Annotated in this window: 21 protein-coding genes; 12 read left to right on the top strand and 9 right to left on the bottom strand. The window is 65.1% G+C overall.

The genetic code is table 11. The features are described 5' to 3' along the window. Nucleotides 1-19: 19 nt before the first annotated feature. Nucleotides 20-208 (bottom strand): hypothetical protein, encoded by a 189-nt coding sequence (locus BSY17_RS01735; protein ID WP_069064097.1) that lies wholly within the window; start codon nucleotides 206-208, stop codon nucleotides 20-22. Here BSY17_RS01735 and BSY17_RS01730 point away from each other — a divergent pair. The 6 genes from BSY17_RS01730 (at nucleotide 207) to BSY17_RS01705 (ending at nucleotide 7,342) form a co-directional block, all read left to right on the top strand. Then, nucleotides 207-1,655, top strand: coding sequence for an NAD-dependent succinate-semialdehyde dehydrogenase (locus BSY17_RS01730; RefSeq protein WP_069064096.1), 1,449 nt, complete (start codon nucleotides 207-209; stop codon nucleotides 1,653-1,655). The genes BSY17_RS01735 and BSY17_RS01730 overlap by 2 nt on opposite strands. A 27-nt stretch (nucleotides 1,656-1,682) precedes the next feature. Then, the gene (locus BSY17_RS01725; protein ID WP_069064095.1) at nucleotides 1,683-2,354 is read left to right on the top strand and encodes an SDR family NAD(P)-dependent oxidoreductase; all 672 of its coding nucleotides are present in this window, start codon (nucleotides 1,683-1,685) and stop codon (nucleotides 2,352-2,354) included. A gap of 214 nt (nucleotides 2,355-2,568) precedes the next feature. Further along, nucleotides 2,569-2,829 carry a hypothetical protein gene (locus tag BSY17_RS01720; protein ID WP_069064094.1) on the top strand — a complete coding sequence of 87 codons (261 nt, stop codon included), beginning with the start codon at nucleotides 2,569-2,571 and terminating at the stop codon, nucleotides 2,827-2,829. A 193-nt stretch (nucleotides 2,830-3,022) separates the two neighbouring features. Continuing rightward, entirely contained in the window at nucleotides 3,023-4,660 is a 1,638-nt protein-coding gene (locus BSY17_RS01715; RefSeq protein WP_069064093.1) for an FAD-dependent oxidoreductase, read from the top strand. Between the two features lie 79 nt (nucleotides 4,661-4,739). Beyond that, complete coding sequence (locus BSY17_RS01710) at nucleotides 4,740-6,305, top strand: right-handed parallel beta-helix repeat-containing protein (protein ID WP_069064092.1); 1,566 nt, start codon at nucleotides 4,740-4,742, stop codon at nucleotides 6,303-6,305. Between the two features lie 71 nt (nucleotides 6,306-6,376). Further along, nucleotides 6,377-7,342, top strand: coding sequence for an enoyl-CoA hydratase/isomerase family protein (locus tag BSY17_RS01705; protein ID WP_237236220.1), 966 nt, complete (start codon nucleotides 6,377-6,379; stop codon nucleotides 7,340-7,342). Here the strand turns inward: BSY17_RS01705 and BSY17_RS01700 are convergent. Genes BSY17_RS01700 through BSY17_RS01690 form a run of 3 tightly spaced genes read right to left on the bottom strand, consistent with a single transcriptional unit; the run spans nucleotide 7,264 to nucleotide 10,850 of the window. Beyond that, nucleotides 7,264-8,652, bottom strand: coding sequence for an amidohydrolase family protein (locus BSY17_RS01700; protein WP_069064090.1), 1,389 nt, complete (start codon nucleotides 8,650-8,652; stop codon nucleotides 7,264-7,266). The genes BSY17_RS01705 and BSY17_RS01700 overlap by 79 nt on opposite strands. After that, nucleotides 8,646-9,929 (bottom strand): CoA transferase, encoded by a 1,284-nt coding sequence (locus BSY17_RS01695; RefSeq protein ID WP_237236218.1) that lies wholly within the window; start codon nucleotides 9,927-9,929, stop codon nucleotides 8,646-8,648. Before BSY17_RS01695 ends, BSY17_RS01700 begins: the two co-directional genes overlap by 7 nt. Nucleotides 9,930-9,938: 9 nt before the next feature. Continuing rightward, the gene (locus BSY17_RS01690) at nucleotides 9,939-10,850 is read right to left on the bottom strand and encodes a dienelactone hydrolase family protein (protein WP_069064089.1); all 912 of its coding nucleotides are present in this window, start codon (nucleotides 10,848-10,850) and stop codon (nucleotides 9,939-9,941) included. A gap of 166 nt (nucleotides 10,851-11,016) precedes the next feature. Here BSY17_RS01690 and BSY17_RS01685 point away from each other — a divergent pair, with 166 nt between their 5' ends. Then, nucleotides 11,017-12,030 (top strand): aldo/keto reductase, encoded by a 1,014-nt coding sequence (locus tag BSY17_RS01685; RefSeq protein WP_069064088.1) that lies wholly within the window; start codon nucleotides 11,017-11,019, stop codon nucleotides 12,028-12,030. Between the two features lie 4 nt (nucleotides 12,031-12,034). On the opposite strand, the gene BSY17_RS01680 is transcribed toward BSY17_RS01685, so the two are convergent. The 3 genes from BSY17_RS01680 to BSY17_RS01670 form a co-directional block, all read right to left on the bottom strand. Beyond that, complete coding sequence (locus BSY17_RS01680) at nucleotides 12,035-12,979, bottom strand: acyl-CoA dehydrogenase family protein (protein WP_069064087.1); 945 nt, start codon at nucleotides 12,977-12,979, stop codon at nucleotides 12,035-12,037. After that, nucleotides 12,976-14,169, bottom strand: a complete 1,194-nt coding sequence (locus tag BSY17_RS01675) for an acyl-CoA dehydrogenase family protein (RefSeq protein WP_237236216.1) — start codon at nucleotides 14,167-14,169, stop codon at nucleotides 12,976-12,978. The genes BSY17_RS01680 and BSY17_RS01675 overlap by 4 nt, the downstream gene beginning before the upstream one ends. Before the next feature lie 91 nt (nucleotides 14,170-14,260). Continuing rightward, on the bottom strand, nucleotides 14,261-14,581 hold the full coding sequence (locus tag BSY17_RS01670; protein WP_069064086.1) for a Rieske (2Fe-2S) protein: 321 nt from the start codon (nucleotides 14,579-14,581) through the stop codon (nucleotides 14,261-14,263). Nucleotides 14,582-14,698: 117 nt separating this feature from the next. Between BSY17_RS01670 and BSY17_RS01665 the strand changes: the two genes are divergently transcribed. Next, nucleotides 14,699-15,844 (top strand): acyl-CoA dehydrogenase family protein, encoded by a 1,146-nt coding sequence (locus BSY17_RS01665; protein WP_069064085.1) that lies wholly within the window; start codon nucleotides 14,699-14,701, stop codon nucleotides 15,842-15,844. Then, a complete protein-coding gene (locus BSY17_RS01660; protein WP_069064084.1) occupies nucleotides 15,844-16,758 on the top strand; it encodes an acyl-CoA dehydrogenase family protein in 915 nt (304 codons plus the stop codon). Before BSY17_RS01665 ends, BSY17_RS01660 begins: the two co-directional genes overlap by 1 nt. A gap of 197 nt (nucleotides 16,759-16,955) precedes the next feature. Here BSY17_RS01660 and BSY17_RS01655 read toward each other — a convergent pair whose 3' ends face one another. Together BSY17_RS01655 and BSY17_RS01650 are read right to left on the bottom strand one after the other, a co-directional pair. Continuing rightward, entirely contained in the window at nucleotides 16,956-18,353 is a 1,398-nt protein-coding gene (locus BSY17_RS01655) for an aromatic ring-hydroxylating oxygenase subunit alpha (RefSeq protein ID WP_069064083.1), read from the bottom strand. A 251-nt stretch (nucleotides 18,354-18,604) separates the two neighbouring features. Further along, complete coding sequence (locus BSY17_RS01650) at nucleotides 18,605-19,774, bottom strand: CaiB/BaiF CoA transferase family protein (RefSeq protein ID WP_069064082.1); 1,170 nt, start codon at nucleotides 19,772-19,774, stop codon at nucleotides 18,605-18,607. Between the two features lie 181 nt (nucleotides 19,775-19,955). On the opposite strand from BSY17_RS01650, the gene BSY17_RS01645 reads away from it, so the two are divergent. From BSY17_RS01645 to BSY17_RS01635, 3 genes are read left to right on the top strand one after another with little or no spacing between them, the layout of a single operon-like run. After that, nucleotides 19,956-21,122: an acyl-CoA dehydrogenase family protein gene (locus tag BSY17_RS01645; RefSeq protein ID WP_069064081.1), complete on the top strand. Its 1,167-nt coding sequence runs from the start codon at nucleotides 19,956-19,958 to the stop codon at nucleotides 21,120-21,122. A gap of 14 nt (nucleotides 21,123-21,136) precedes the next feature. Further along, a complete protein-coding gene (locus BSY17_RS01640; RefSeq protein WP_069064080.1) occupies nucleotides 21,137-22,030 on the top strand; it encodes an HpcH/HpaI aldolase/citrate lyase family protein in 894 nt (297 codons plus the stop codon). Continuing rightward, nucleotides 22,027-23,289 (top strand): acetyl-CoA hydrolase/transferase family protein, encoded by a 1,263-nt coding sequence (locus tag BSY17_RS01635; RefSeq protein WP_069064079.1) that lies wholly within the window; start codon nucleotides 22,027-22,029, stop codon nucleotides 23,287-23,289. Before BSY17_RS01640 ends, BSY17_RS01635 begins: the two co-directional genes overlap by 4 nt. Nucleotides 23,290-23,412: the final 123 nt, after the last annotated feature.

The following is a 23,412-nucleotide window of genomic DNA, read 5'->3' as shown; positions in this document are numbered from 1 at the left end:
AACAATATAAATAGTCTAATCACAATTGGATATGGCGTATAATTAAACGAAAAAACAGATATAGAAAGTCACAAATAGGATCGCCGTGTCGATCCTTCGGCAGGCGGTCATCCGGCGCGTTGACGCTGGGATGGGTGCCGATCATCTGTGCATCCTGTTGCTGCCCCGCTGCGTTGATGGCGGATACGCTATTTAGAGGTGCCTTCATGACCATTGCCCTTTCCGACCGCGATCTGCTGCGCCAGCAATGCCTGATCGACGGCGCATGGACCGGTTTGCCCAGCATTGCAGTCACCGATCCGGCGACGGGCGAGACGATCGCGTCCATTCCCGATCTGGGCGTGGCGGAAACGCAGGCGGCGATCGCGGCGGCGGACGCGGCGCTCCCGGCCTGGCGGGCGAAGACGGCGGCCGAGCGGTCGCGCATCCTGCGGCGCTGGTTCGACCTGCTGATCACGCATCAGGATGATCTGGCGATGATCCTGACGCGCGAGCAGGGCAAGGCGCTGGCCGAGGCCAAGGGCGAGATCGGCTATGCCGCGAGTTTCATCGAGTGGTTCGCCGAAGAGGCCAAACGCCTCTATGGCGAAGTGATCCCCAGCCACCGCGCAGACAGCCGCATCGTCGTCGTCAAGCAACCGGTCGGCGTCGTCGCTGCGATCACGCCCTGGAATTTTCCGGCGGCCATGATCACGCGCAAGGCAGCGCCTGCCCTGGCGGCGGGCTGTACGATGGTGTTGAAGCCCGCGACCCAGACACCGTTGACCGCGCTGGCGCTGGCGGTGTTGGCGGAAAGGGCAGGGGTGCCAGCCGGCGTGTTCAACGTCGTCACCGGATCGTCGCGGGTGATCGGCGGCGAACTGACGGCCAGCCCGCTGGTTCGCAAATTGAGCTTCACCGGATCGACCGAGGTCGGCAAGACGCTGATGGCGCAATGCGCGCCGACGATGAAGAAGCTGTCGATGGAGCTGGGGGGCAATGCGCCCTTCATCGTCTTTGCCGATGCGGACCTGGAGGCGGCGGTCGAAGGTGCGATGGCGTCCAAATATCGCAACAGCGGCCAGACCTGCGTATGCGTCAACCGCATCCTGGTGCAGCGAGAGGTCGCGCCCGCGTTCGAACAGAAGCTGGCGGCCGCCGTCAAACAGCTGAAAGTGGGGCCGGGCACGCAGGAGGGCGTCGCCCAGGGACCGCTGATCGACGACAAGGCGGTCCAGAAGGTGGAGGAGCATGTTGCCGACGCGCTGGCCAAGGGCGGCCGGATCGTCACCGGAGGGCATCGACACGCACTGGGGTACAGCTTCTACGAACCCACTGTCGTTGCAGACTGCACGCCCGACATGCTGCTGGCACAGGATGAAACCTTCGGCCCGCTCGCGGCGCTGTTCCTGTTCGATACGGAGGAAGAAGCGGTCGCGCTGGCCAATGATACCGAGGTCGGCCTGGCGGGCTATTTCTATACCCGTGACCTGGCCCGTGCCTGGCGGGTAGGGGAGGCGTTGGAGGTCGGCATGGTTGGCATCAATACCGGGCTGATCTCGACCGAAGTGGCACCATTCGGCGGCATCAAACAGTCCGGCATGGGCCGCGAAGGCTCACGCCATGGCATAGAGGATTATGTCGAGATGAAATATATGTGCATGGCGGGCCTTTAAGGCGTGGATCAGGGAGAGGGCAGGGCGATGACGGGCATAGTGGCGGTAACCGGTGCGGCGGGCGCATTGGGGCGCAAGACGGTGGAGATATTGGGGGCCGCCGGGTGGACGGTCGTGGGCATCGATCTGGGCGAGGTCGATGCGGACGGCGTCGCGCTGGCGCTCGGCGGGGTCGACCTGACCGATGAAGCGGCGATGGCCGGGGCAGCCGCGCGGATTTCGGACGAGTTGGGCCAGCTCGACGGGTTGGTGAATATCGCGGGCGGCTTTGCCTGGGAAACGGTGGCGGATGGCAGCGTCGCGACCTGGGACAGGCTCTATGCGATGAATGTCCGCACGGCGCTGATCGCCAGCCGCGCCCTGTTGCCGCTGCTAACCGCCAGTCAGGGCGCGATCGTCAATATCGGCGCGGCGGCGGCCACGAAGGCGGCGGCAGGGATGGGGGCCTATGCCGCGTCCAAGTCCGGCGTCGCCCGGCTGACCGAAGCGCTGGCGGAAGAGGTGAAAGCGCAGGGGGTGCGAGTCAATGCGATCCTGCCCAGCATCCTCGACACACCGGCCAATCGTGCCGACATGCCCGACGCGGACTTTGGAAACTGGGTAACGCCGACGCAACTGGCCGGGGTGGCGGCTTTCCTCCTATCGCCCGCTGCGGACGCGATTACGGGCGCGCTGATCCCCGTGACGGGTCGGGTTTGAGATGCTGGGGCGCTTAATGTGAACCGGAGATGAAAAATATCCAAACCTATCGGATATTTCACCAATATGCGGTGAAAATCTTACACTAAATTCCGTGTTAGTGCGGCGAAAGCGCCTATTTTTCGACGCTTTTTGGAATTGGCACGCTCCCTGCAATGCTGTCGGCATGATCCACAACGGATCGCCACACATTGTTCAGGGAAAGAGAAACATCATGAAGACCATCGCTTTTGTCGCCGCCATTGCCGCCGCCACCATCGCCGTTTCGGCCGCTGCCACCCCCGCTTTCGCCCAGCCCACCGGCACCTATGGCCAGGCCAAGGTCCGCTACGACCAGAAGACCGAGCGCTATTGCTTCAAGGAAGTCGTGACCGGATCGCTGATCCCCGTCACCACCTGCCAGTCGAAGGAAGAATGGGCGCAGGCCGGCCTCACCATCAGCCACAAGCCGACGGTCCAGCTCGCACAGCGCTGAATGTCTCCGGCCCGGCGGCCGCCCGATCCGGCGGTCGACCATCCTGACGGCGGGCGGTGTCCATCCTATGATGGGCATCCCCGCCGTCGCGCATTTGGGTAAAGGCCCGCGCGCCCTCTTGCCACTATCGCTAGTTGCCCCGCGCCGTTGGAAGACGAGAATGACGGGACAAAAGATAGGGGAGGGAAGGGCGATGAGCGACATCGACGTGATCGTGCTGGGGTCGGGCGCGGCGGCGCTGACGGCGGCCGTGACGGCCCATGAATATGGCGCGCGGGTGGCTGTGTTCGAGAAGTCGGACAAGATCGGCGGCACATCTGCCTGGTCCGGTGGGCAGATCTGGATACCCAATCATCCCCATATGGCCAAGGGCCGGACCGATAGTCGGGAAGAGGCGCTGACCTATTTGAGCGCCCTCTCGCATGGCATGATCGACCCGGCGATGGCCGAAACCTTCGTGGATACAGGCACGGACATGATCCGCTTTCTGGAGGCCCGCACGCCGGTCCATTTCTACAGCATTCCCGATTTCCCCGATTATCATTCCGAGTTCCCCGGTGCCAAGCGCACCGGCGGACGGACGCTGGAATGCCCGCCTTTCCCCTATCAGGAGCTGGGCGACTGGTCCGACTGGATGGAGGCGTCGCCTTATTATCCGGATTACACCATGACCGTCGGTGAAACGACGCTCGGCCAGCCCGTGCCCCAGCCCGCCAGTCCAGAGGTCAAGGCACAGCGGCGCGCGGTCGATGCACGCGGCATGGGGGCGGCATTGGTCGGGCGGTTGATGAAGGCCTGCCTCGACCGGGGCATTGAACCCCAGACCGGCAAGCGCGCGATGGAACTGATCATGGACGGCGCGGCCGTGGCGGGGGTGCGGTTCGAGGATGGCAGCACTGCCCATGCGCCCAATGTCGTGATCGCGACCGGCGGCTTTGAATGGAACAAGGATCTGGTGCGGGCCTTCACCCGTGGGCCGATGACGCATCCGGTGTCGGTGCCGACCAATAGCGGCGATGGTCTGAAAATGGCGATGCGGGTCGGCGCGATGCTGGGCAATATGCGCGAAGCCTGGTGGATGCCGGTGATCGAAGTGCCGACCGATCTTAACAGCATGGGGCGCCAGCTTTTCACCTATGAACGGACCATGCCCGGCGGGCTGATGGTCAATCGCAAGGGCAAGCGGTTCACCAATGAAGCGTCCAATTACAATGCGTTCGGCGCGGCTTTCCATGAGCAGGATGTCAGCGCCTTCACCTATGCCAACCTGCCCTGCTGGTTCATCTTCAACGCCGCCTTCTATGGCCATTATCCGTTCCTCGTCGGCGGGCTGACCGACAGTTTCGAGGCGGGGGCGACGCCGCCGCAATGGGTGCCCGGCGCGCCGACGCTGCGCGCGTTGGCGGAACGGGTGGGCATTGATCCCGAAGGCCTCGAAAAGACGGTGGCCCGGTTCAATCAGCACGCCGAACAGGCCAATGATCCCGATTTTCAACGGGGCGAGGCGAATAACGACCTGTGGTGGGGTGACCCGCGCTGGCGCGGAGACAAGCGCGCGACGCTGGGACCGCTGGGCGATGGACCCTATTATGCGATCGAAGTGAAGTCGGGCGCGCTGGGGACCAAGGGCGGTCCGTTGACCGATACGCGCTCGCGCGTCCTCAATGTCGACGGCGTGGTTATCGAGGGGCTGTATTGCGCGGGGAACGCGATGGCGTCGCCCATGGGGATGACATATGGCGGCGCCGGTGGAACGCTCGGCCCGGCCATGGTGTTCGGCTATCTGGCGGGCAAGGATGCGGGCGAACGCAGCGGCCGGATGACGGGCTAAGGGCGCGTCGCCCGTCGTTCAGCATCGATCTATTCCGGGTCTGCCAGAATGGGAATCAATGCTGTGGGACAGGGGACGCATGTCGCTATTACGGGACGGAAAATTGAAGATCGGCCGCCGATCGGGTGCGCTGATGCTGGCGGCGTGGCTGCTCGCGACGGGCGCAACCGCTGCGCAGGCGGCGACCTATTATATCGACGCCAATCTGGGGCAGGACAGCAATGCCGGGTCTGCCACTGCGCCCTGGCGGTCGCTGGGACGGATCAAGGCGACGTCCTTGCAACCGGGCGATCACATCCTGCTGGCGGCAGGATCGGTGTGGAAGGAGCCGCTGGTCATCACCCGGTCGGGCCGCAAGGATGCGCCGATCACGGTCGGGCCGACCGGCATGGGCCAGCGCCCGCGTATCGACGCGGGCGGGGTCGCCGCGCATGGCGTCGCCATCCTGAACGCCGAATATGTGCGGATCAGCGGATTGGAAGTCACCAATGACGGGCCACCGGCCGGATCGCGCTTTGGCGTGCTGGTGTCGGCGCAGGACAGCGGGGTGACGCGCGGCATCCGCATCAGCGACATGTATATCCATGACGTGCGCGGCACCAATGATCGCAAGGATAATGGTGGCATCGTCTTCAGCGCGCTCGGCCCCAAACGCCCGACCCGGTTTGAGGATATCCGCATCGAGCGCAATATCGTGTGGCGCGTCGACCGGTCTGGCATTGCCGGGATCAGCGACCAGGTGACGAAGGCGCGCTGGTTCCCCAGCGCCGGGGTAGTGATCCGCGACAATCTGGTCGAGGATGTCGGCGGCGACGGCATCGTCCCGCGCGGCACGGACGGCGCGCTGATCGAGCATAATATCGTGCGCTATGCGGGCAGCCGCGCGCCGGGCTACACCGCCGCGATCTGGCAATGGAGCACCGACCATAGCCTCATTCAGTTCAACGAGGCTGCCTTTACCCGCACCCGCTATGACGGGCAGGGGTTCGATTCCGATTTCAATTCGCGCCGCACGACGATCGCCTATAATTATAGCCATGACAATGCAGGCGGCTTCCTGCTCGTCTGTTCGCCAAAGCGTTCCGATCAGGACAATCTGGGCAATCGCGGTACGGTGGCACGCTCCAATGTCAGCCGCAACGACGGCACCCGTGCCTTCCAATTGGCGGGCACGGTCGCCGATGTCCTGATCGAGGGCAATGTCGTCCATGTCGGCCCGAAGCAGGACATACAGATGGTGATCGCCACCCAATGGGATGGCTGGGCCAGCGACGTCCGCTTCCGCAACAATGTTTTCGCCGTGGCAGGCACGGTGCGCTACGGCCATGAGGTCGGCCGCAACGGGCCGGATTATCTGATCGAGCCGGGCTTTGGTCCCGCCACGCATATCCGTTTCCAGGGCAACCGCTATCTCGGCCGCCATATCGACCCGCCGCAGGACGAGAAGGGTGTGATGCAGCCCGACTATGCGCCGCCGGAGGTGGACTGGGCGGTGCCTATGTTCGATCCAGCGAAGCCCGATGGCTTTGCCGCCTTCATGGTGCGGCATCGCGGATGGATGGAACGGATGCTGGCCCGCGAACTGGGCGCACCGGTTGTCCCGCTGGAGCCAATGCAGACATCTTTCGTCGAGGCGCGGCGATAGCGGGCAGGCTGGCGTCGCGGGCTGATCCCCCTATAGTCCTGCCCATGGACAGCGGGGGGACTAAGGCAGCGATGATCCTGAGCGCAGATGCGCTGGCTACGCTGGCGGCAAGTCACCCAGCGCCGGAGGATTTCGGCCCGCGCAGCGAGCGGCCCTGCCTCGCCTTCACGCTGGTGGGGAGCGATGCCGGGCTGTCGGACTGGTTGCGGGGGCTGCCCTGCCCGGTCATTGGCATCGGTGCAGGGCCATTGGCTAGCGCTTGCGATGTCTTGCTGGCGGACGAGGCGGGATTGGCGGCGATCATCGCTAATGTCGCGGCGCGGCCCTTTGCGGCGATGCTGCTGGTGCAGCAATTGCGCTTGAGCGAACAATTGCCGATGGCCGCCGCGCTGACGGCCGAGAGCCTGGCCTTCGCGACGATCCAGCGGGGTGGCGAATTTCTGACGTGGCGGGCGGGCGCTGCGCCCGCACCGTCGCACGCCGACGAGGCGGAGCCACCGGTGATGGTGGAGATGGAGGGCAGTCGGCTAATGCTGCGGCTCAACCGCCCGGCCAGCTTCAACGCGGTCAATGTCGCGATGCGCGATGCCCTGTATGAAGTTCTGCGTGTTGCTCTGCTCGATCCGGCGATCACGACCATCCACCTGTCGGGTGCGGGGCGATGCTTTTCGGTCGGCGGCGATGTGGCGGAATTCGGCCTCAGCCATGACGTGGCCGAAGCCCATTGGGTGCGCACGCTGCGCCTGCCCGCCACCCTGCTCGCGCAACTCGCGCCGCGCGTGATGGCCCATGTCCATGGCGCGGTGGTGGGGGCAGGGGTGGAGATGGCCGCCTTTGCCGGGCGGGTCGAGGCGCGGGCGGATAGCTGGTTCCAATTGCCCGAACTCAAATATGGCTTGCTGCCGGGGGCAGGGGGAACGGTCAGCCTGCCGCGCCGGATCGGGCGGCAGAAGACGGCCTATATGGCGCTGTCGATGCGGCGCATCTCGGCATCGCTGGCGCTTAAATGGGGATTGGTAGACGCGATCGTGCCATAGACAAGGCGGCCTGCCACCCATGTCGCGCGCACGGTCACGGCGGCCAGATCGGCGCGGGCGGCGGCCCAATGGCGATCGATCAGGCACAGGTCGGCGCGTTCCCCCACAGCGATCTCGCGCGGCACGGCAGGGGCGTGGGGCTGCCCGGTATAGAGCGCCAGCGCCTCTTCGGGCGTCAGCACCTCGTCGGGGCCAAGATCGTCGGGGCGCTGCACCGCGGCGGCCATCGACGCCCAAGGGTTCAACCCGCCAAAGGGCGCGTCGCTGCCCGCCGCCAGCCCTACGCCCGCCGCACGCAGGCCGCGCAGACGATAGAGCCAGCGCCGATCCTCGGCGGCCACGTCGCGGCGATAGGCATCGCCCCGCTCGGCAATGAAATGGGGTTGCGACACCGCGACCAGCCCTAGCCGCGCCATCCAATCGGCATTGTCGGGCGTCACGATCGCGGCATGTTCGATCCGGTCGCCGACCATCGCGCCCGCTTTCGCGATCGCCGCGAGCGTGACGACCAGTTCGGCCTGGGTCACGCAATGCGACGCGACAGGGCGGTTTGCTGCATGCGCGCGCGCAACCTCCGCAACGAGCTGGTCGAGCGGCGGCAGGTCATGGTCATGATAATGGAGCTTTACCGCGCCCCGGCTGGCCAGGCCGACCGGCGGCGCATCGTCCAGCGTCGGACCACCCATCACCAGCAAATGTTGCGGCAGGCCCGCCTGCGCATAGCGCAGATAATCCGCCCGGTCGTTGCGCGGCGTGACCTCGGTCAGCCCGGTGACGCCCAGCGCGGCGAGCCGATCGCCGACAGGCCGCAGGTCGAGCGGCGTCACGGGCAGGCGGCCGCGCAGCCAGGCATCGCCGTCGATCAGCCGACCATCGGCAGACGCGCCGTCACCCAGTTCGCGCAGCGCCAGGCTGTTGAAGATCCACATCCGCCCGCTGCGATGCTGGATACGGACGGGGCGGGCGGGGCCGTTGCGGTCGAGCCAGTGCCGGTCGATTTCCCCCGCCACGCTGGCATGATAGCCCACACCGCGCAGCCAGTCGTCGCCAGGTGCGTGATGCAGGGCAGCGATTAGGCCTGCCGCGTCCCGCACGTCCGGCGGCCCGCAGCGCACGGACATCAGGCTGGCTGCCGTGGCATTCAGATGGATATGATGATCATGCAGTCCCGGCAGCAGCGCGCCGCCACGCGCGTCGAGGATCGGCTCGTCGGGCAGCGGGGGCAGGGCAGGGGCCATCGCCGCTATCACGCCATCGGCCAGGCGGACATCGCAGCGCTGGCCGTCCATTTCCGCCTCGCGGATCAGCATGACGCCAGCACCCGGTCATTGTCTGCGCCCGGCAGCGCTGCCGCGCCGACAGGCGCGCGCAGCGGATAAAGCGGCGCATCGTCGGCTTGCGTCCGCGCCTGCCAGTCGCGCAGTAGGGCAGGGGACGCAAGGCCCGCATGGCAGGCGAACGCCGTGGTGCCCGCCAGCGACAGCGCGATCAGCCCGGCCTGCCCCTGTCGCCATGCCACCAGCGCGGCGAGCGCGGCATGCAGCCCCGTCAGCGGATCGGCGATGGCATCGCCCGCGAACAGCGCTTCGCCCCATCCCTCGGCCATGATCGCCGCCAGGCCACCCGCCACCGCCGCATCGTCGCCAAAGCCGATCCGGTCAGGATCATCATGCGCGGTGATACCGATCCAGATCGCGCCGCGCGCCACTTCGGCGTCGCGATCGATCCCCAATTGGCGCAGCGCACGGGGGCGCGAGGCCTCGATCACGATGTCAGCCTGTGCAACCAGCGCGGCCAGCGCCCCACGGTCCGCCGCGTCATGAAAGTCGAGCGTGACGCTCGCCTTGTCCGCATTGAGCAGGTCGTAGAAACCGCCATGTCCGAACCGCGCCCCGTCGAGCCGGGTTCGGCTCTCGACCTTGATCACCTGCGCGCCCGCCAGCGCCAGCAGCGATCCGCACAAGGGACCGGCCCAGAGCGAGGACAGATCGACAACCAAGGGCGGGCGATCAGGCGCGGCGCGGGCGGATCGAAGGATCGGGAAGAGCCGGGCAGGGGGGCAGGGCGGCACCACGGCAGCGATGGCCATGCTCATCTCTATCCCGCGCGCCAGTAGTGTCCCGCTGTCACACCCGGCGGCTGCGCGCTCTATCGCGGCCCAGTCCGACAGGTCGGCCTTATGGTCAGCGAGCAGGATCGGCAGCAGGTCGCGGTCCGCCTCCCGCGCCAGGTTGAGCGCGACCTCGCCATCGGCGACCCGTATCAATCGGCAGGACCGGTTGGCCGACAGCCGTCCCCCGCGCGTCAGGCCCAGCAATCGCGCCCGTTCACCCAGCAGCAGCGCGCCGTTCAGCGGCCAGGATTTGTCCGGTGCAATAGCGCGCAGGGCCATCATCACGCCGTCGGCCGCGCTGGCCAGGGCCGCGGGGCAGACGAGCGCCGGGCCATCGGCGCGGCCCGTCACCGCCATCAGCCCCGCGCGCCGCCAGGCCAGCGGCGCAGGGTCGGCCCGGCCATCCAGCGCAATAGCCTCCAGCCCCAATTGCGCCATCAGCCTATGCGCATAGGTCGTGGCGGCACCTGTCACGAAGGCGGCTCAGCCAACCGTCCGGCGAAACAGCGCCAATGTCCGCGCCCAAGCAAGGTCCGCCGCCGCCTTGTCGAAACGCGGCGTGGTATCATTGTTGAAGCCATGTTCCGCGCCATCATAGATATGGGCTTTGTAACGCACCCCGGCCTGTTTCAACGCAGCCTCATAATCGGGCCAGGCCGCGTTGGTACGGACATCGTTGCCGCCATAATGGATCAGCAGTTCCGCCTTGATCTTCGGCACATCGGCCAGCGTCGGCGGACTGCCATAGAAGGGCACCGCCGCACGCAAGTCGGGCAGGCGCGTCGCCAGCATATTGGCGATCCAGCCGCCAAAGCAGAAGCCGACGGCAGCGATCTTGCCATTGCTGCCCGCCATCGTCCGCGCATAGGTCGCTGCGGCAACGAAATCCTCGCCGATCTTGTTGCGATCCAGCGTCGCAAAGGCGGTGCGCGCCTTATCCTCATCCCCCGGATAGCCGCCGATCGTCGTCAGCGCATCGGGTGCGACCGCCATATAGCCATCGACCGCGAGCCGCCGCGCAATATCCTCGATATGCGGATTGAGGCCGCGATTTTCATGCGCGACGATGATGACCGGCAGCTTCGCCCCCGCCTTGGCCGCAGGCCGCGCGACATAGGCGCGCACCGTACCATGGCCATCGGACGAAGCGATGTCGACATGGCTGATGACAATCCGCTTGTCGTCGGGCTTGATCACCTGCCCGCGCGCGAAATCGGGGCTGAGCGCTGCCAGCGTCGCGGTAGCCGCCACGGTGCCGCCGACATGCAGCGCGCATTGGCTAAGGAAACCGCGCCGATCGATCGCGCCATGCACATAGGCGTCGAACAGGTCCAGCACCGCGCGCGGAAAGGCGGCCGCCCCTATCCTGTCTCCATTGCCTGCGTCCTGCGTCATTGCACTATCCTTCCGTTCCAAGCCCCTGCCGCCGACTATCGCCGCCTTTCCGCGCCAAGCCAATAGGCTGTGCCCCATGATGCAACCTTATCGCCCCGCTGGCCCAGAGCATGATCGCCCGCTAAGGGGAGGGCCACGCCAACGGACACAGGATATCGCCTCGCTCATGAGCCTATTGCCCTCGCCCCGCACTGTCGGTCCCTTTACGGTCAAGGCCATCGGCCTTGGCTGCATGAACCTCAGCCACGCCTATCTGCCCCGCCCCGACGCGCAAAAGGCCGATCGGCTGCTGCGCCATGCGCTCGATGTCGGGGTCGATTTCTTCGATACCGCCGCGCTCTATGGGTTCGGCGCGAATGAGGAGTTGTTGGGCCGCACGCTGATGCACCGGCGCGACGACTTCACGCTGGCCAGCAAATGCGTATTGGGCGGCAAGGATGGGCAGCGTGGCATCGACGGATCGCCAGCGGCTATCACTGCGACGCTGGAAGATTCGCTGCGGCGGCTGCAGGTCGAGCATATCGACCTCTATTATCTGCACCGGCTCGACCCCAATGTCCCGATCGAGGAGTCGGTGGGTGCGCTCGTCCGTGCCGTCGAAGCGGGCAAGATTGGTGCGATCGGCCTGTCGGAAATGTCCGCCGCCACGCTGCGCCGTGCCCATGCGGTGCATCCGATCGCCGCGATGCAAACCGAATATTCGCCCTGGACCCGCAACGCCGAAGTCGCGGTGCTGGACGCCTGCGGGGAGCTGGGCGTCGCCTTCGTCGCCTTCTCGCCGGTCGCGCGCGGCGTGCTGGCGGGCGGGGTCGGCGCGGACGGCGTGCCGGAAGGGGACATCCGTGCCGCCATGCCGCGTTTCCAATCGCCGCATTTCGAGCGGAATATGGAATTGGCCGCCGCCTTTGGCGCAATCGCGGCGGATGCGGGCTGCACCATGGCGCAGCTTAGCCTCGCCTGGGTATTGTCGCGCCGTCCCTATATCGTCGCGATCCCCGGCACGACCAGTATCGCCCATCTGGACGAGGATCTGGCGACGCTGACGCTCGACCTGTCGGCCGATACGCTGGCGGCGGTCGACGCGCTGTTCACCTTCGAAGCGGTGTCCGGCCCGCGCTATCCCCGCGCGGCACAGGCGCAGGTGGACACCGAAACCTGGGACGGCGAGCCGATGGCTTGAGGCGTCAGGCGGCAAGCATGCGCCGCCCGGCCGCTTCCTCCCAATGGTCCGCGTCGCCGCCCAGCGCGGCGTTCAGCGTCGCGCGCTTGAGGAACAAGTGACAAGGATGCTCCATGGTCAGGCCGATGCCGCCATGGAGCTGGACCGCTTCCTCGGCGATCAGACGATAGACGTTGGCGGCATGGGCCTTCATCGCGCCCATGCGGATCGCATCGGCGTCGGGGTCGTCGCCCCGCGCCCAGAATAGCGCTTCCGCCGCCACCAGCGCGGTCTTCATGTCGGCGACGCGATGCTTCAACGCCTGGAACAGCGCCAGCGGCCGGTCGAACTGCCGCCGCGTTTCGAGATAGTCGATCGTCATGCGCAGCGCCGCGTCGGCCCCGCCCAGGCTGTCGGCCGCGAGGGCGAGGCTGCGCAGCGCCGACAGGCGATTGCCGAGCGCCAGCGCCGCTTCCCCTTGCGCCAGCACTATGCCTTGTTGCTCACCGGCATCAACATCGAACAGCCGCCGCGTCTTGTCCCACGTCGCCCGCGCCGTCAGGCCAAGGCCCTGCGTCTGTAGCAACGCCACCCGCTCTGCATCGACCAACAGCAGATGGCTGGCCCGGTCGGCATCCGGCACGGCGGTCAGGCCTTCGCTCAGCGACGCGGTCATTACCTCGCCCGCCATCGCCCGGCCCAACAGTTCGTCCTGCGCCGTGCCGCTCAGCGCCTCGATCACCAGCATCTGCGCGATCGTCGGCCCCGCCACCAATGTCCGCCCCAACGCCTGATGGATCACCCCCACCGCCTCGCGGCCAAGGCCCAGCCCGCCCTGATCCTCCGGCACGGCCATCATCAGCCATCCCATGTCGGTGATCAGGGTCCAGCTCTGCGCTGCGTCGGGGGTCAGGTCGCCGTCGAACGCCTTGGCGGCGGCGTCCTGCAATTCGCTTCGCGTCATGCTCATGCCGCGCTCTCCTTCAAGGTCCAGCTTTTGGGTTCGCGCGGCATCCCCAGCAGCCGCTCGGCGATGATATTGCGCTGCACCTCATCGCTGCCGCCCGCGATCGTCCAGGCATAGCTGTTCATGAAATCGGCCATCCAATTGCCCGTTTCCATGCCGCCGCCAAAGGTGATCGGCGCGTGATATTGCGCGTCCAGCCCGCCAATCCGCAGCCCAAGCGCCGTAAAGTCACGCAGCGCGCGCGCATAGGCCAGCTTGACGATCGAGGCGTCGCCCACCTTTTCCTCACCTGCGATGCGATTGGCGAGAAACTGGTCGGCGACGGCGCAGGTCGCATCGATCTTTGTCGCCAGCTTGCCCAGGTCGCGCAGAATCCCCGCATCGTTCGCCCGGCGTTGCGTGCGGATGAGGTCTGCAATCCGCCACATCGCTCCGCGCATCCGCGCGCTCAGCTCCAGCAGCGTCAGTCCGCGTTCGGACGACAGGGTCGATTGCGCCACCGCCCAGCCCTGGCCTTCCTCGCCCAGCCGGTTGGCCACCGGTATCTCGACATTGTCGAGGAAGATTTCGGCAAATTCCTCGTCGCCATGAATTTGGTGGATCGGCCGTGCAGTGACGCCTGGTACCTTCAAATCCAGCAGCAAATAGGTCAGCCCCGCTTGCTTGACCCCTTCATTGCTGGTCCGCACCAACAGCAGGCATTGGTTGGCAAACTGCCCCATTGTCGACCAGAGCTTTTGCCCGTTGACGACATAGACGTCGCCTTTCCGCTCGGCGCGTGTGCGCAATGCGGCAAGGTCCGACCCCGCGCCCGGCTCGGAAAAGCCCTGACACCAGATTTCGCCCTCAAGGATGCGGGGAATGTAACGCTGCTGCTGTTCCGCGCTGCCCCATTCGAACAAGGTCGATGCGGCATGATAGGTGGACATGAAGGATAGCAGCAGGCGCGGCGTATCGGCGCGGGCAAATTCCTCGTAAATCACCTTCTGCTCGGCCAGCGATCGCCCGCCGCCCGGCCAACCTTCGGGCCAATGCGGCACCGCATAGCCACCCTTCACCAGCGTCGCGAACCAACTGCGTTGCATGGCGAGAAAGGCGGCTTCGCTCGTGCTGTGCGCGCGCCAGTCCTTTGGCGCATGAATGGCGAGCCATTCGCGCACCTCCTGCCGCAAGCCGTCCAATGCGTCGCTCAAGTCCCGTGCCTCCACAAAATACGCATCTGCTAGGTCGCAAATATGGCCCCCCACGCAAGGGGCGCACCCGCAATATCCCCAAGGCGATGGCCTAGATCGCGACCTCGATCATCCCGTCCACCACGCGCACGGCATAGGTGGCGATGGGGTCGCTGGCGGGGCCGGTCAACGCCTCGCCTGTTTCCAGGTCGAACCGCGCACCATGCGCCGGGCAGGCAATCCATCCCAACCGCATCCGCCCGCAGGCCAGCGGCTCCTGCGCATGGGAGCACATATTGTCGAGCGCATGGATGCGCCCCTCGAAATGGCACAGCATGATCGAGCGGCCCACCGCTTCCACCGCGTGGACGCTGCCATCGGGGATATCGGCCAGTGGCAGGAGGGGAATATAAGAGGCGGCGTCCTTGTCCATGCCTGTGCATGGTACCGCTCCGCCGCTCTTGTCCAAGCCCGCCTTTACCATATCACCGGGGCGTTCTCTTGGGCGGTCGTCTATTCTCGTCCTGCGGCATCCCGTAATCACTGGCCCATGGACTTTGCATGGACAGATCAGGAAACGGCCTTCCGCGCCCGGCTGCGCGCGCTGCTGGCCGATACGCTGCCGGACGATTGGGAGCGTTTCTCGCAGCATGGCCCAGCCTCGCCTGCGCTGACCCGCTATGCCGAAAGTTTTTGCGGCACGCTGGCGGAGCAGGGCTTGCTGATCCCGCATTGGCCGGTCGCATTGGGCGGGCAGGGGCTGGACCTCTGGCACCAGACCATCCTTGCCGAAGAAATGTGGATCGCGGGCGAACCGCGCGGCGGCCAATATATGAACGTCAACTGGATCGGCCCGACGCTGATCCGCTACGGCTCGCCCGATCAGAAGGCGCGCTACCTGCCGCCGATCGCGGCAGGCAAGGCGCTGTGGTGCCAGGGTTTTTCCGAGCCCGGCTCCGGCTCCGACCTCGCTTCGCTGCGCACGCGCGCGGAACGGGATGGCGATGTCTATCACGTCACCGGCCAGAAGATCTGGACCAGCTATGCGGGGTTGGCCGACACCTGCTTCCTCGTCTGCCGCACCAGCGACGATCGCAAGCGTGGCATCTCCATCCTGCTGGTGCCCATGGACACGCCCGGCATAACCGTGCGCCAAATCCCTTCGCTGATCGGCGAAGGCGATATTCATGAAGTGTTTTTCGATGATGTCACCGTCCCTGTCACCGCGCGCCTGGGCGATGAGGGCCAGGCGTGGGAGATTATCGGCTATTCGCTGACCAACGAACGGCTGGGCATACCCCGTTATGCGCTGGCCCGCGCCGCGCTCGACCGTGCCGTGGCGGTGCTAAAGGAGCAAGGGGGGTTCGACAGCGAAGCGGTCAGGATCGAAGCCGCTCATGCGGCAGCCCTCACCGAAGCCGCCCGCATGGCGAGCTACGCCATTGTCGATCGCCGGGCCAAGGGCGAGGCGATCGGCGCGGAATCCAGCTCCGCGCGTTTTGCCACTGTCATGGCCGAGCGGCGCGTGTGCGAGTTCATCGTCGAATACCTGCCCGAAGCGCTTGCCGACGCGCACCCCTATCTCAAAATGCACCACCAGCGCGGCATCGTCGCCGGGATTGCGGCGGGGGCGGCGGAAATCCAGCTCAACATCATCGCTACCGATGTTCTCAAATTGCCCAGGGAGCCGCGCTGATGGACCTGTCGCTCACCGACGATCAGGTCGCGATCCTCGACGCGATCGACACGCTAACCCGGCCCTATGCGGGCGCATCGTTGCATGAAGCAGGCTTTGCCCTGCCCGATGCGCAGCTTGACCGCGAACTGGCCGAGGGTGGATTTCTCGACATCGGTTTCGATCCCGATCTGGGTGCAGTGTCCGCCGCGCTGGTGGTCGAACGGCTCGCTCGCCTGCCGCAAACGGTCGAAGCCGCGGCCAGCGCGCTGATCCGCCCGCTGCTGGGCGATGATCTGCCGCGCCCGCTTTGCATGGTCGAGGAAGGCCGTACGACCCGCCCCATCCGCTTCCTGCGCGAAGGGGGCACCGTACTGATTGTCGGTCGATCCGGCGTTTCGACCTTCACCGCCACGGCAGAGCAGGTCCGCCCTGAACCCGAAGCGCTCTTTGGCTACCCGATGGCCACGCTACTCGCCGTGCCCGCCGACCGCATTAGCCATGCCGTTTCTGTAGAGGACATCCTCACCCGCTGGCGCATCGCGCTGGCCGCCGAAGCCGCTGGGCTGCTCGCCGCCGCGCTCGACAGCACCGTCGCCCATGTGACCGACCGCCAGCAATTCGGCCGCCCGCTCGCCACCTTCCAGGCATTGCGCCACCGGCTGGCGGAAGCGCAGGTGCGCGCCAACGGCGTGCGCTGGCTGGCGCTCAAGGCCGCCGCCACGCTCGACCCCGGCGACGCTGCGCTCGCCGCGCTCCATGCCCAGGAATCCGCGCGCGCGACCGTTTACGACTTCCACCAATTTTTCGGCGCGATGGGCGTGACGCTCGAACATCCGCTGCACCTATGGACCTATCGCCTCAAGGCGCTGATCAGCGACCTTGGCGGACGGGGCGGGCAGGGGCTTGCTGCGGCGGAAGCGCTCTGGGGCTGAGGCATATTAACCCAACCCGTTCGTCCTGAGTAGCCGCTGAGCTTGTCGAAGCGGCGTATCGAAGGATGCGTATGGGCGCCATGCTTCGATACGGGCCTTCGACTTCACCTACGGTGAGGTTTATCCTGAGCGCCTGCTGCAAGCAGGCAGTCGAAGGGCTCAGTCCCTACTCAGCAGGAACGGAGTAGGGTGCGGCCCTAAAACCCCAGATCCAATATCGGCCCGTCGAAATTCCCCGCCAGTTTCTGCGTCGCTGCACTCAGCTTTTCCGGCTCCACGCCCTTCAGATAGCCGTCGATGATCCGCTGATAGTTGGAAATCAGTCCTTCGATCTCCTTCGACAATCGCATGAAGTCGAAGCCTTGGGCGTGCAGCCCCTTCTGCTGGATCGGGATATTGCTATAGTCCTGACGCGGGATCATCGGGAATTGGTCGCTGTCATAGGGCAGCGTCACGGCTTCCATTACCGGTGGCGGCTCCTGGCCTTCGGGGAAGTGGGTCAGCGACCATAGCTCGAACATGCAGCTTTCCGGTCCCAGCGGGCGGATGCGATAGGCGGCCATGCTCGACAGGAACGGCAGCAGGAAATAATTGGGGAAGATGAACTCCACCGCTTTCACCGGTGTATTGACCGCGATGTGATTGAGGTCGGGCGCGGGTTCGCCGCGGGCCAGCCCGGCCTGCGTCACGCAATGGTTGAGCGTGCCGAACCACTGCATGATCGCCTGGCCCGGATCGTCGGGCAATTCGACGTCGATCAGCGTGCGCGCCACCGCCACATCCTTGGCGTGGCACATGCCCGCCATGCCATCGCTCAACAGTTGCAGATGGTCGACCTGATCGACGATATTGTCGCGCATCGACCGGTTGGGGTTGATCGGCACGCCGATCCCGCCCGTGTCCATGCCATACATCATATTATAGAGGATCGGCACCTTCTGCTGAAGCTGCGGGTGCGTGCGCATGACATGATAGCCCTCCATGAAGGCTTCCATCGCGGTCTTCCAGTTGGCGGGCAGCACCGTGGCGAATTGCCATTCGGCGCGCATCTTGTCAGCATTATAGGCGTCCAGGCCCGCCGCCAGCGGCCCCAATTGCTGCCGGAATCCCGGCGCATCATCATCGAAATTGATGAACACGCAGCCCATCTCGATCTCGCTGCGGCACGGGCGCAGCGCCAGATCGGCTTCGTCCAACTGCCCCTCGCTGAACAGATGACGGCCATAGACGAAGGTGTTCTTCCCCTCGATATTCCAGCGCCAGCCATGAAAGGGACAGATGAACCCCTTCCCCTTGCAATTGCCATGGCTCCCCTCGGTCAGCGGCACGCCGCGATGGCGGCAGGCATTGTGGAAGGCGCGAATGCCATCCTTCGTCCGCACGATAATGACTGATTGGCCAAGATTGCTATATTCGATCCAGTCGCCGACCTCTGGCACCTGCTCGACCCGGCACGCCATCTGCCAGACATGCGGCCAAAGCTCTTCGCACTCGCGCTTGTAGAATGCTTCGTCATAATAGCGCGGCGTCGGGATGCGTTCGGGAACGATAATCTCGAACGGAACCGATGTCGTCGCTGCCAAATCCTCTGCCATGTCACCCTGTCCGCTATTAGCTTTGAGGGCGAAGGGTAAAGGCTGGGGAGGGGGGTTCAAGACGGATCGGGCGGGCACCCCGCATCATCGCCGTGGCGGTGCAAGGGTCGATCCATCGTGCCGCTGCCGACCTAACATCCGTTCGGGCTGAGCTTGTCGAAGCCTTCTTCCTTTCTTGTCCGGACAAGGGCTGCCCTTCGACAGGCTCAGGGCGAACGGACGAGGGAATAGTGCGACTTTTGGAGCCTCGCTTAAAGTGGAAGAGCAGGAGCGTTAATCTCCCCCCGCACCGCATCCCCATGCGCGCCCAGCCCCGGCGCCCCGCCCGCCACTTTCCCCGGCGTCGCGGAAAACCAGGTCGGAACGCCCGGAAAGCGTACCGTGCCATGCTCGGTCTCCACCGTTTCGAAAAAGCCGATGGCGTTCAGATGGTCATTCTCGAACAGCTCGTCCGTCGTCCGCAACGGTGCGGCGGGGATATGCAGCGACGCCAGCAAATCCAGCCATTCCTGCGTCGTGCGCTGCGCGAATGTCCCACCCAGCAATCCATAGACCCGGTCGATCTGCTTCGCCCGCTTGGGCAGGCTGTCGAACTCTTCGCTCGCCCATTCCGGCTGCACCGCGCCGATAAAGGCGTTCCAATGCTTGTCATTATAAACCAGCGCCGCGATATGCCCGTCCTTGGTCGCATAGGGTTTGCGGTTGCGCGCGACGACGCGGTGATAATGGGCGGGGCCGGTCGGCGGATCGAACATCGCGCCGCTTGCATGTTCGGTCAGCATGAAGGCGGCCATCGTTTCGAACATGCCGACTTCCACCTCCTGCCCCTCGCCGGTGCGCTCGCGGTGGAACAGCGCCATCATGGTCGCGTACAGGCCGGTCAGTCCCGCCACCTTGTCGGCGATGATCGTCGCCATGAAATCGGGCTTGCCGGTCATCAGCGCCTGTAGATGCGGGATGCCGCATTCGGCCTGGATGGTATCGTCATAGGCCGGCTTGTCCGCCTCCGGCCCGCGCCGACTATAGCCATAGCAATTGGTGTAGACGATGTCGGGCTTGATTGCCTTCACTGCGGCATAGTCGAACCCCAGCCGCGCGATCGCTTTGCCCCGCATCGAATGGATGAAGATATCGGCCGTCGCGATCAGCGCGCGCAGCACATCCTTGTCCGCTTCGCGCGTCAGGTCCAGCACGATGCTGCGCTTGCCGCGATTGACGTTGGTGAATACGCCGCCCAGGTCCGGCGCATTGCCGCCATTGATATAACGGGTCTGGTCGCCACCGCCCGGCGGCTCCACCTTGATGACGTCCGCGCCCATATCGGCCATGATCTGCGTCGCATAGGGGCCAAAGACCATCGCGGTCAGATCGACCACCCGCACGCCTGTCAGCGGCCCACCATGGCCCTTTGGCTCGCCCATGTCTCTCTCCTGTTCCATGCCGTCGGGCTAGGACAGGCGGCGCGGCGACGCCATGGCCAACCACTTCGCCCCACCGATATGTTGGATGTTGAACAGCCGTTCGATTGTGCGCCTTATCCCCCACTGATACCCAAAAGGCCGACAATCAGGACCGCCCCTTGCGGCAATCGGGACCAGAAACGTGGATTTTGCCTTTACCGACGACCAGCAGAATATTCGCGACGCCGTGCTGGCCCAATGCAGCCAGTTCAGCGACGATTATTGGCTCGCGCGTGATCGGGATGCCCAATATCCGGTCGAATTTCACACGGCGATGGCGCAGGCGGGATGGCTCGGCGTCGCCATGCCGGAATCGGTCGGCGGCGCTGGCCTTGGCATTACCGAAGCGGCCATCATGATGCAGGCGGTGGCCGAAGCGGGCGGCGGCATGACGGCGGCCTCCACCATCCATGGCCCGGTATTCAGCCTCGAACCCATCGACCTGTTCGGCACCGAGGAACAGAAGCAGCGCATGATCCCGCCGATCCTGTCGGGCGCGGAAAAAATGTGCTTTGCTGTCACCGAACCCAATACCGGGCTGGACACGACCAAGCTCAAGACCCGCGCTGTGCGCGAAGCGGGCGGCTATCGCGTCAATGGCGAAAAGATCTGGATCACCAACGCCCATGTCGCCGACCGGATGATGCTGCTCGCGCGGACGACCCCGATCGATGAGGTGGAGAACAAGACCCACGGCCTGTCGCTCTTCTATACCAAACTCGACCGCGATAGAATCGAGCATCAGCTGATCCCGAAGATGGGCCGTCATGCGGTCGGCTCCAACATGCTGTTCATCAACGACCTCTTCATCCCCGAAGAAGACCGCATCGGCGAGGAGGGGCAGGGCTTCCGCATCATCCTCAAAGGGCTGAACCCCGAACGCATTTTACTCGCGGCCGAAGCGGTGGGCATTGGCCGCAACGCGATCCAGCGTGCCGCGCGCTACGCCCGTGAACGCATCGTGTTCGACCGGCCGATCGGCATGAATCAGGGAATTCAGCATCCGCTCGCCAAATGCTGGGCGCAGTTGGAAGCCGCCAATCTGATGGTGATGCAGGCCGCGACCAAATTCGACAAGGGCGAGGAATGCGGCGTCGAGGCCAATGCGGGCAAATATCTCGCCGCCGAATTCGCGTTCGAGGCGTGCCATACCGCCATGCTGACGTTGGGTGGCATGGGCTATGCGCAGGAATATCATGTCGAACGGCTGCTGCGTGAAGTGCTGATTCCGCGCACCGCGCCGGTCAGCCCGCATATGATCCTTAACTTTCTCGCCGAAAAAGTGTTGGACTTGCCCAAATCCTACTGACCGGAGAGAAGATCATGTCCACCCCCGCCACCCTCTCGATCAAGATGCGCTCCTGGCTGTTCGCGCCCGGCGACAGCGAGAAGAAGATGGCCAAGGCCGCCGACAGCGCGGCGGACATCGCGCTGTTCGATCTGGAAGATGCCGTCACGACCGACAACAAGGTGCTGGCGCGCCAACTGGTCCATGATTGTCTCGCCAGCCGTCCCGAAGGCCGGGACCGTTTGTGGGTCCGGGTCAATCCGCTCGACGGTCCCCATACGCTGCTCGATCTCGCCGCGATCATGCCCGCGCGCCCCGGCGGCATCATGCTGCCCAAAGTCGATGGGCGGCAGGATGTGGAGCGGCTCGACCATTATCTCTCCGCGCTTGAAGTCGCCAATGGCATCGATGAAGGCTCGACCCCGCTGATCGTGCTGGTCACCGAAACCGCGCAAGCCATGTTCCATACCGGCAATTATAAGGGCGCGCCGCGTGTCGTCGCGCTGACCTGGGGCGCGGAGGATCTGGCCGACTCGATCGGCGCCAGCAACAACCGCAATGACGACGGCAGCTATGGCTTCACCTATGAACTGGCGCGCTCCATGTGCCTGCTCGGCGCAGCGGCCGCCGGTGTGACGGCGATCGAAACGATCCAGGGCGATTTCCGTGATCTCGAAGGCCTGAAAGCCCGTGCGGAAAAAGTACGGCGCGATGGCTATCGCGGCATGCTGGCGATCCACCCGGCGCAGGTCGATGTGATCAATGCCGCCTTCACGCCCACTGAGGAAGAAATATCGCACGCACTTGAAGTTGTTGATATATTTGCGAAAAATCCTGGCGTCGGCGCGATCGGTTACAAGGGCGGGATGCTCGATCGTCCCCATCTCAGCCGCGCCGAACATTTACTCCGACAAGTAGGGCGATTGTGAAAAGCGAAACCAGTGTCCGCTTCGCTGTACACTTAAAGGCCGGTGACCATATCGTCATCGGCCAGGCCTGTGGCGAACCCACGACCCTGGTCGAGGCGCTGATCGACCAAGGCCGGGACATTCCGGGCCTTTCCGCCTTCATCGCCACCAGCTTTTCCGGCCTCTTCACCCCCGCCACCGCCGACAGCTTCGCCCTGTCCAGCATGGGCGCGATCGGTGCGCTGCGATCCATGACCAAGGCAGGGAAATTACAGGTCATCCCCGTCCATGTGAGCCAGGTCGGTCCGCTCATCACCGCCGGGATCATCCCCTGCGACGTGGCGCTGATCCAGGTCAGCCCGGCGGATAAGCAGGGCAATCATAGCTGCGGCCTGATCAGCGATTATGTTCGCGCTGCCGTCGACAAGGCGCGGGTCGTCATCGCTGAAATCAACGAAGCGGTCCCCTTCACGCCGGGCGAAACCATCCCGGCCTCGGCCATCGATGTCGCCATTCCCGTCAACCGTCCGCCGGTCGAAGTCGCCCCCGCCGCGATCGGTCCCACCGACGAAGCCATCGCCCGCCACTGTGCCGCCTATATCGGCGACGGCGCGGTGATCCAGACTGGGGTTGGGGCTGTGCCCGATGCGATCCTGCGGCTGCTACACGACCGCAAGGATCTGGGCGTCCATTCCGGCATGCTGGGCGATGGCCTTGTCGAACTGGTCGAAGCTGGCGTCATCACCAACGCCCGCAAGGAGGTCGATCCCGGCGTCTCGATCAACGGCGCGCTCATCGGCACGAAGCGCCTCTACGACTGGGCGCACCGCAACCCCGCGATCCGTATGTGCGCGACCAGCTATACCCACGACGCCGCGATATTGGGCCGCCTCTCGCGCCTAGTCACGATCAACAGCGCGCTGGAGGTGGACCTGACCGGACAGGTTAACGCCGAACAATCGGGCGCGGCCTATCTTGGCGGCACCGGCGGCCAGGTCGATTTCGTGCGGGCCGGTGCCAGATCGCCGGGCGGCCGATCGATCATCGCGCTGTCGGCGTCGGCCAAGGGCGGCACGCTCAGCAAGATCGTCGCCCAACTCTCCGGCCCGGTCACCACCGCTCGCACCGACGTGGACGTCGTCGTCACCGAATATGGCGCGGCCGAACTCAAAGGACAAAGCCTCGCCGAGCGCACTCGCCGCCTCATCGCCATCGCCCATCCAGACTTCCGCGAGGAATTGGACCGGGCCGCCCATATCATCGCGCAAAGGGGATTTTAGATGAAGTCTCGCCGGTCGAAGCCTGAAATCCTCCCCTGTAAGGGGAGGTGGCAGCACGCAGTGCTGACGGAGGGGTGTCACCCTATCGATAGGGCGACACCCCTCCGTCTGGCTGCGCCAGAC

Origin of the sequence: Sphingobium sp. RAC03 (assembly GCF_001713415.1) — a bacterium.
Classification (GTDB): domain Bacteria; phylum Pseudomonadota; class Alphaproteobacteria; order Sphingomonadales; family Sphingomonadaceae; genus Sphingobium.
This window is presented reverse-complemented; position numbering and strand designations above follow the sequence as displayed.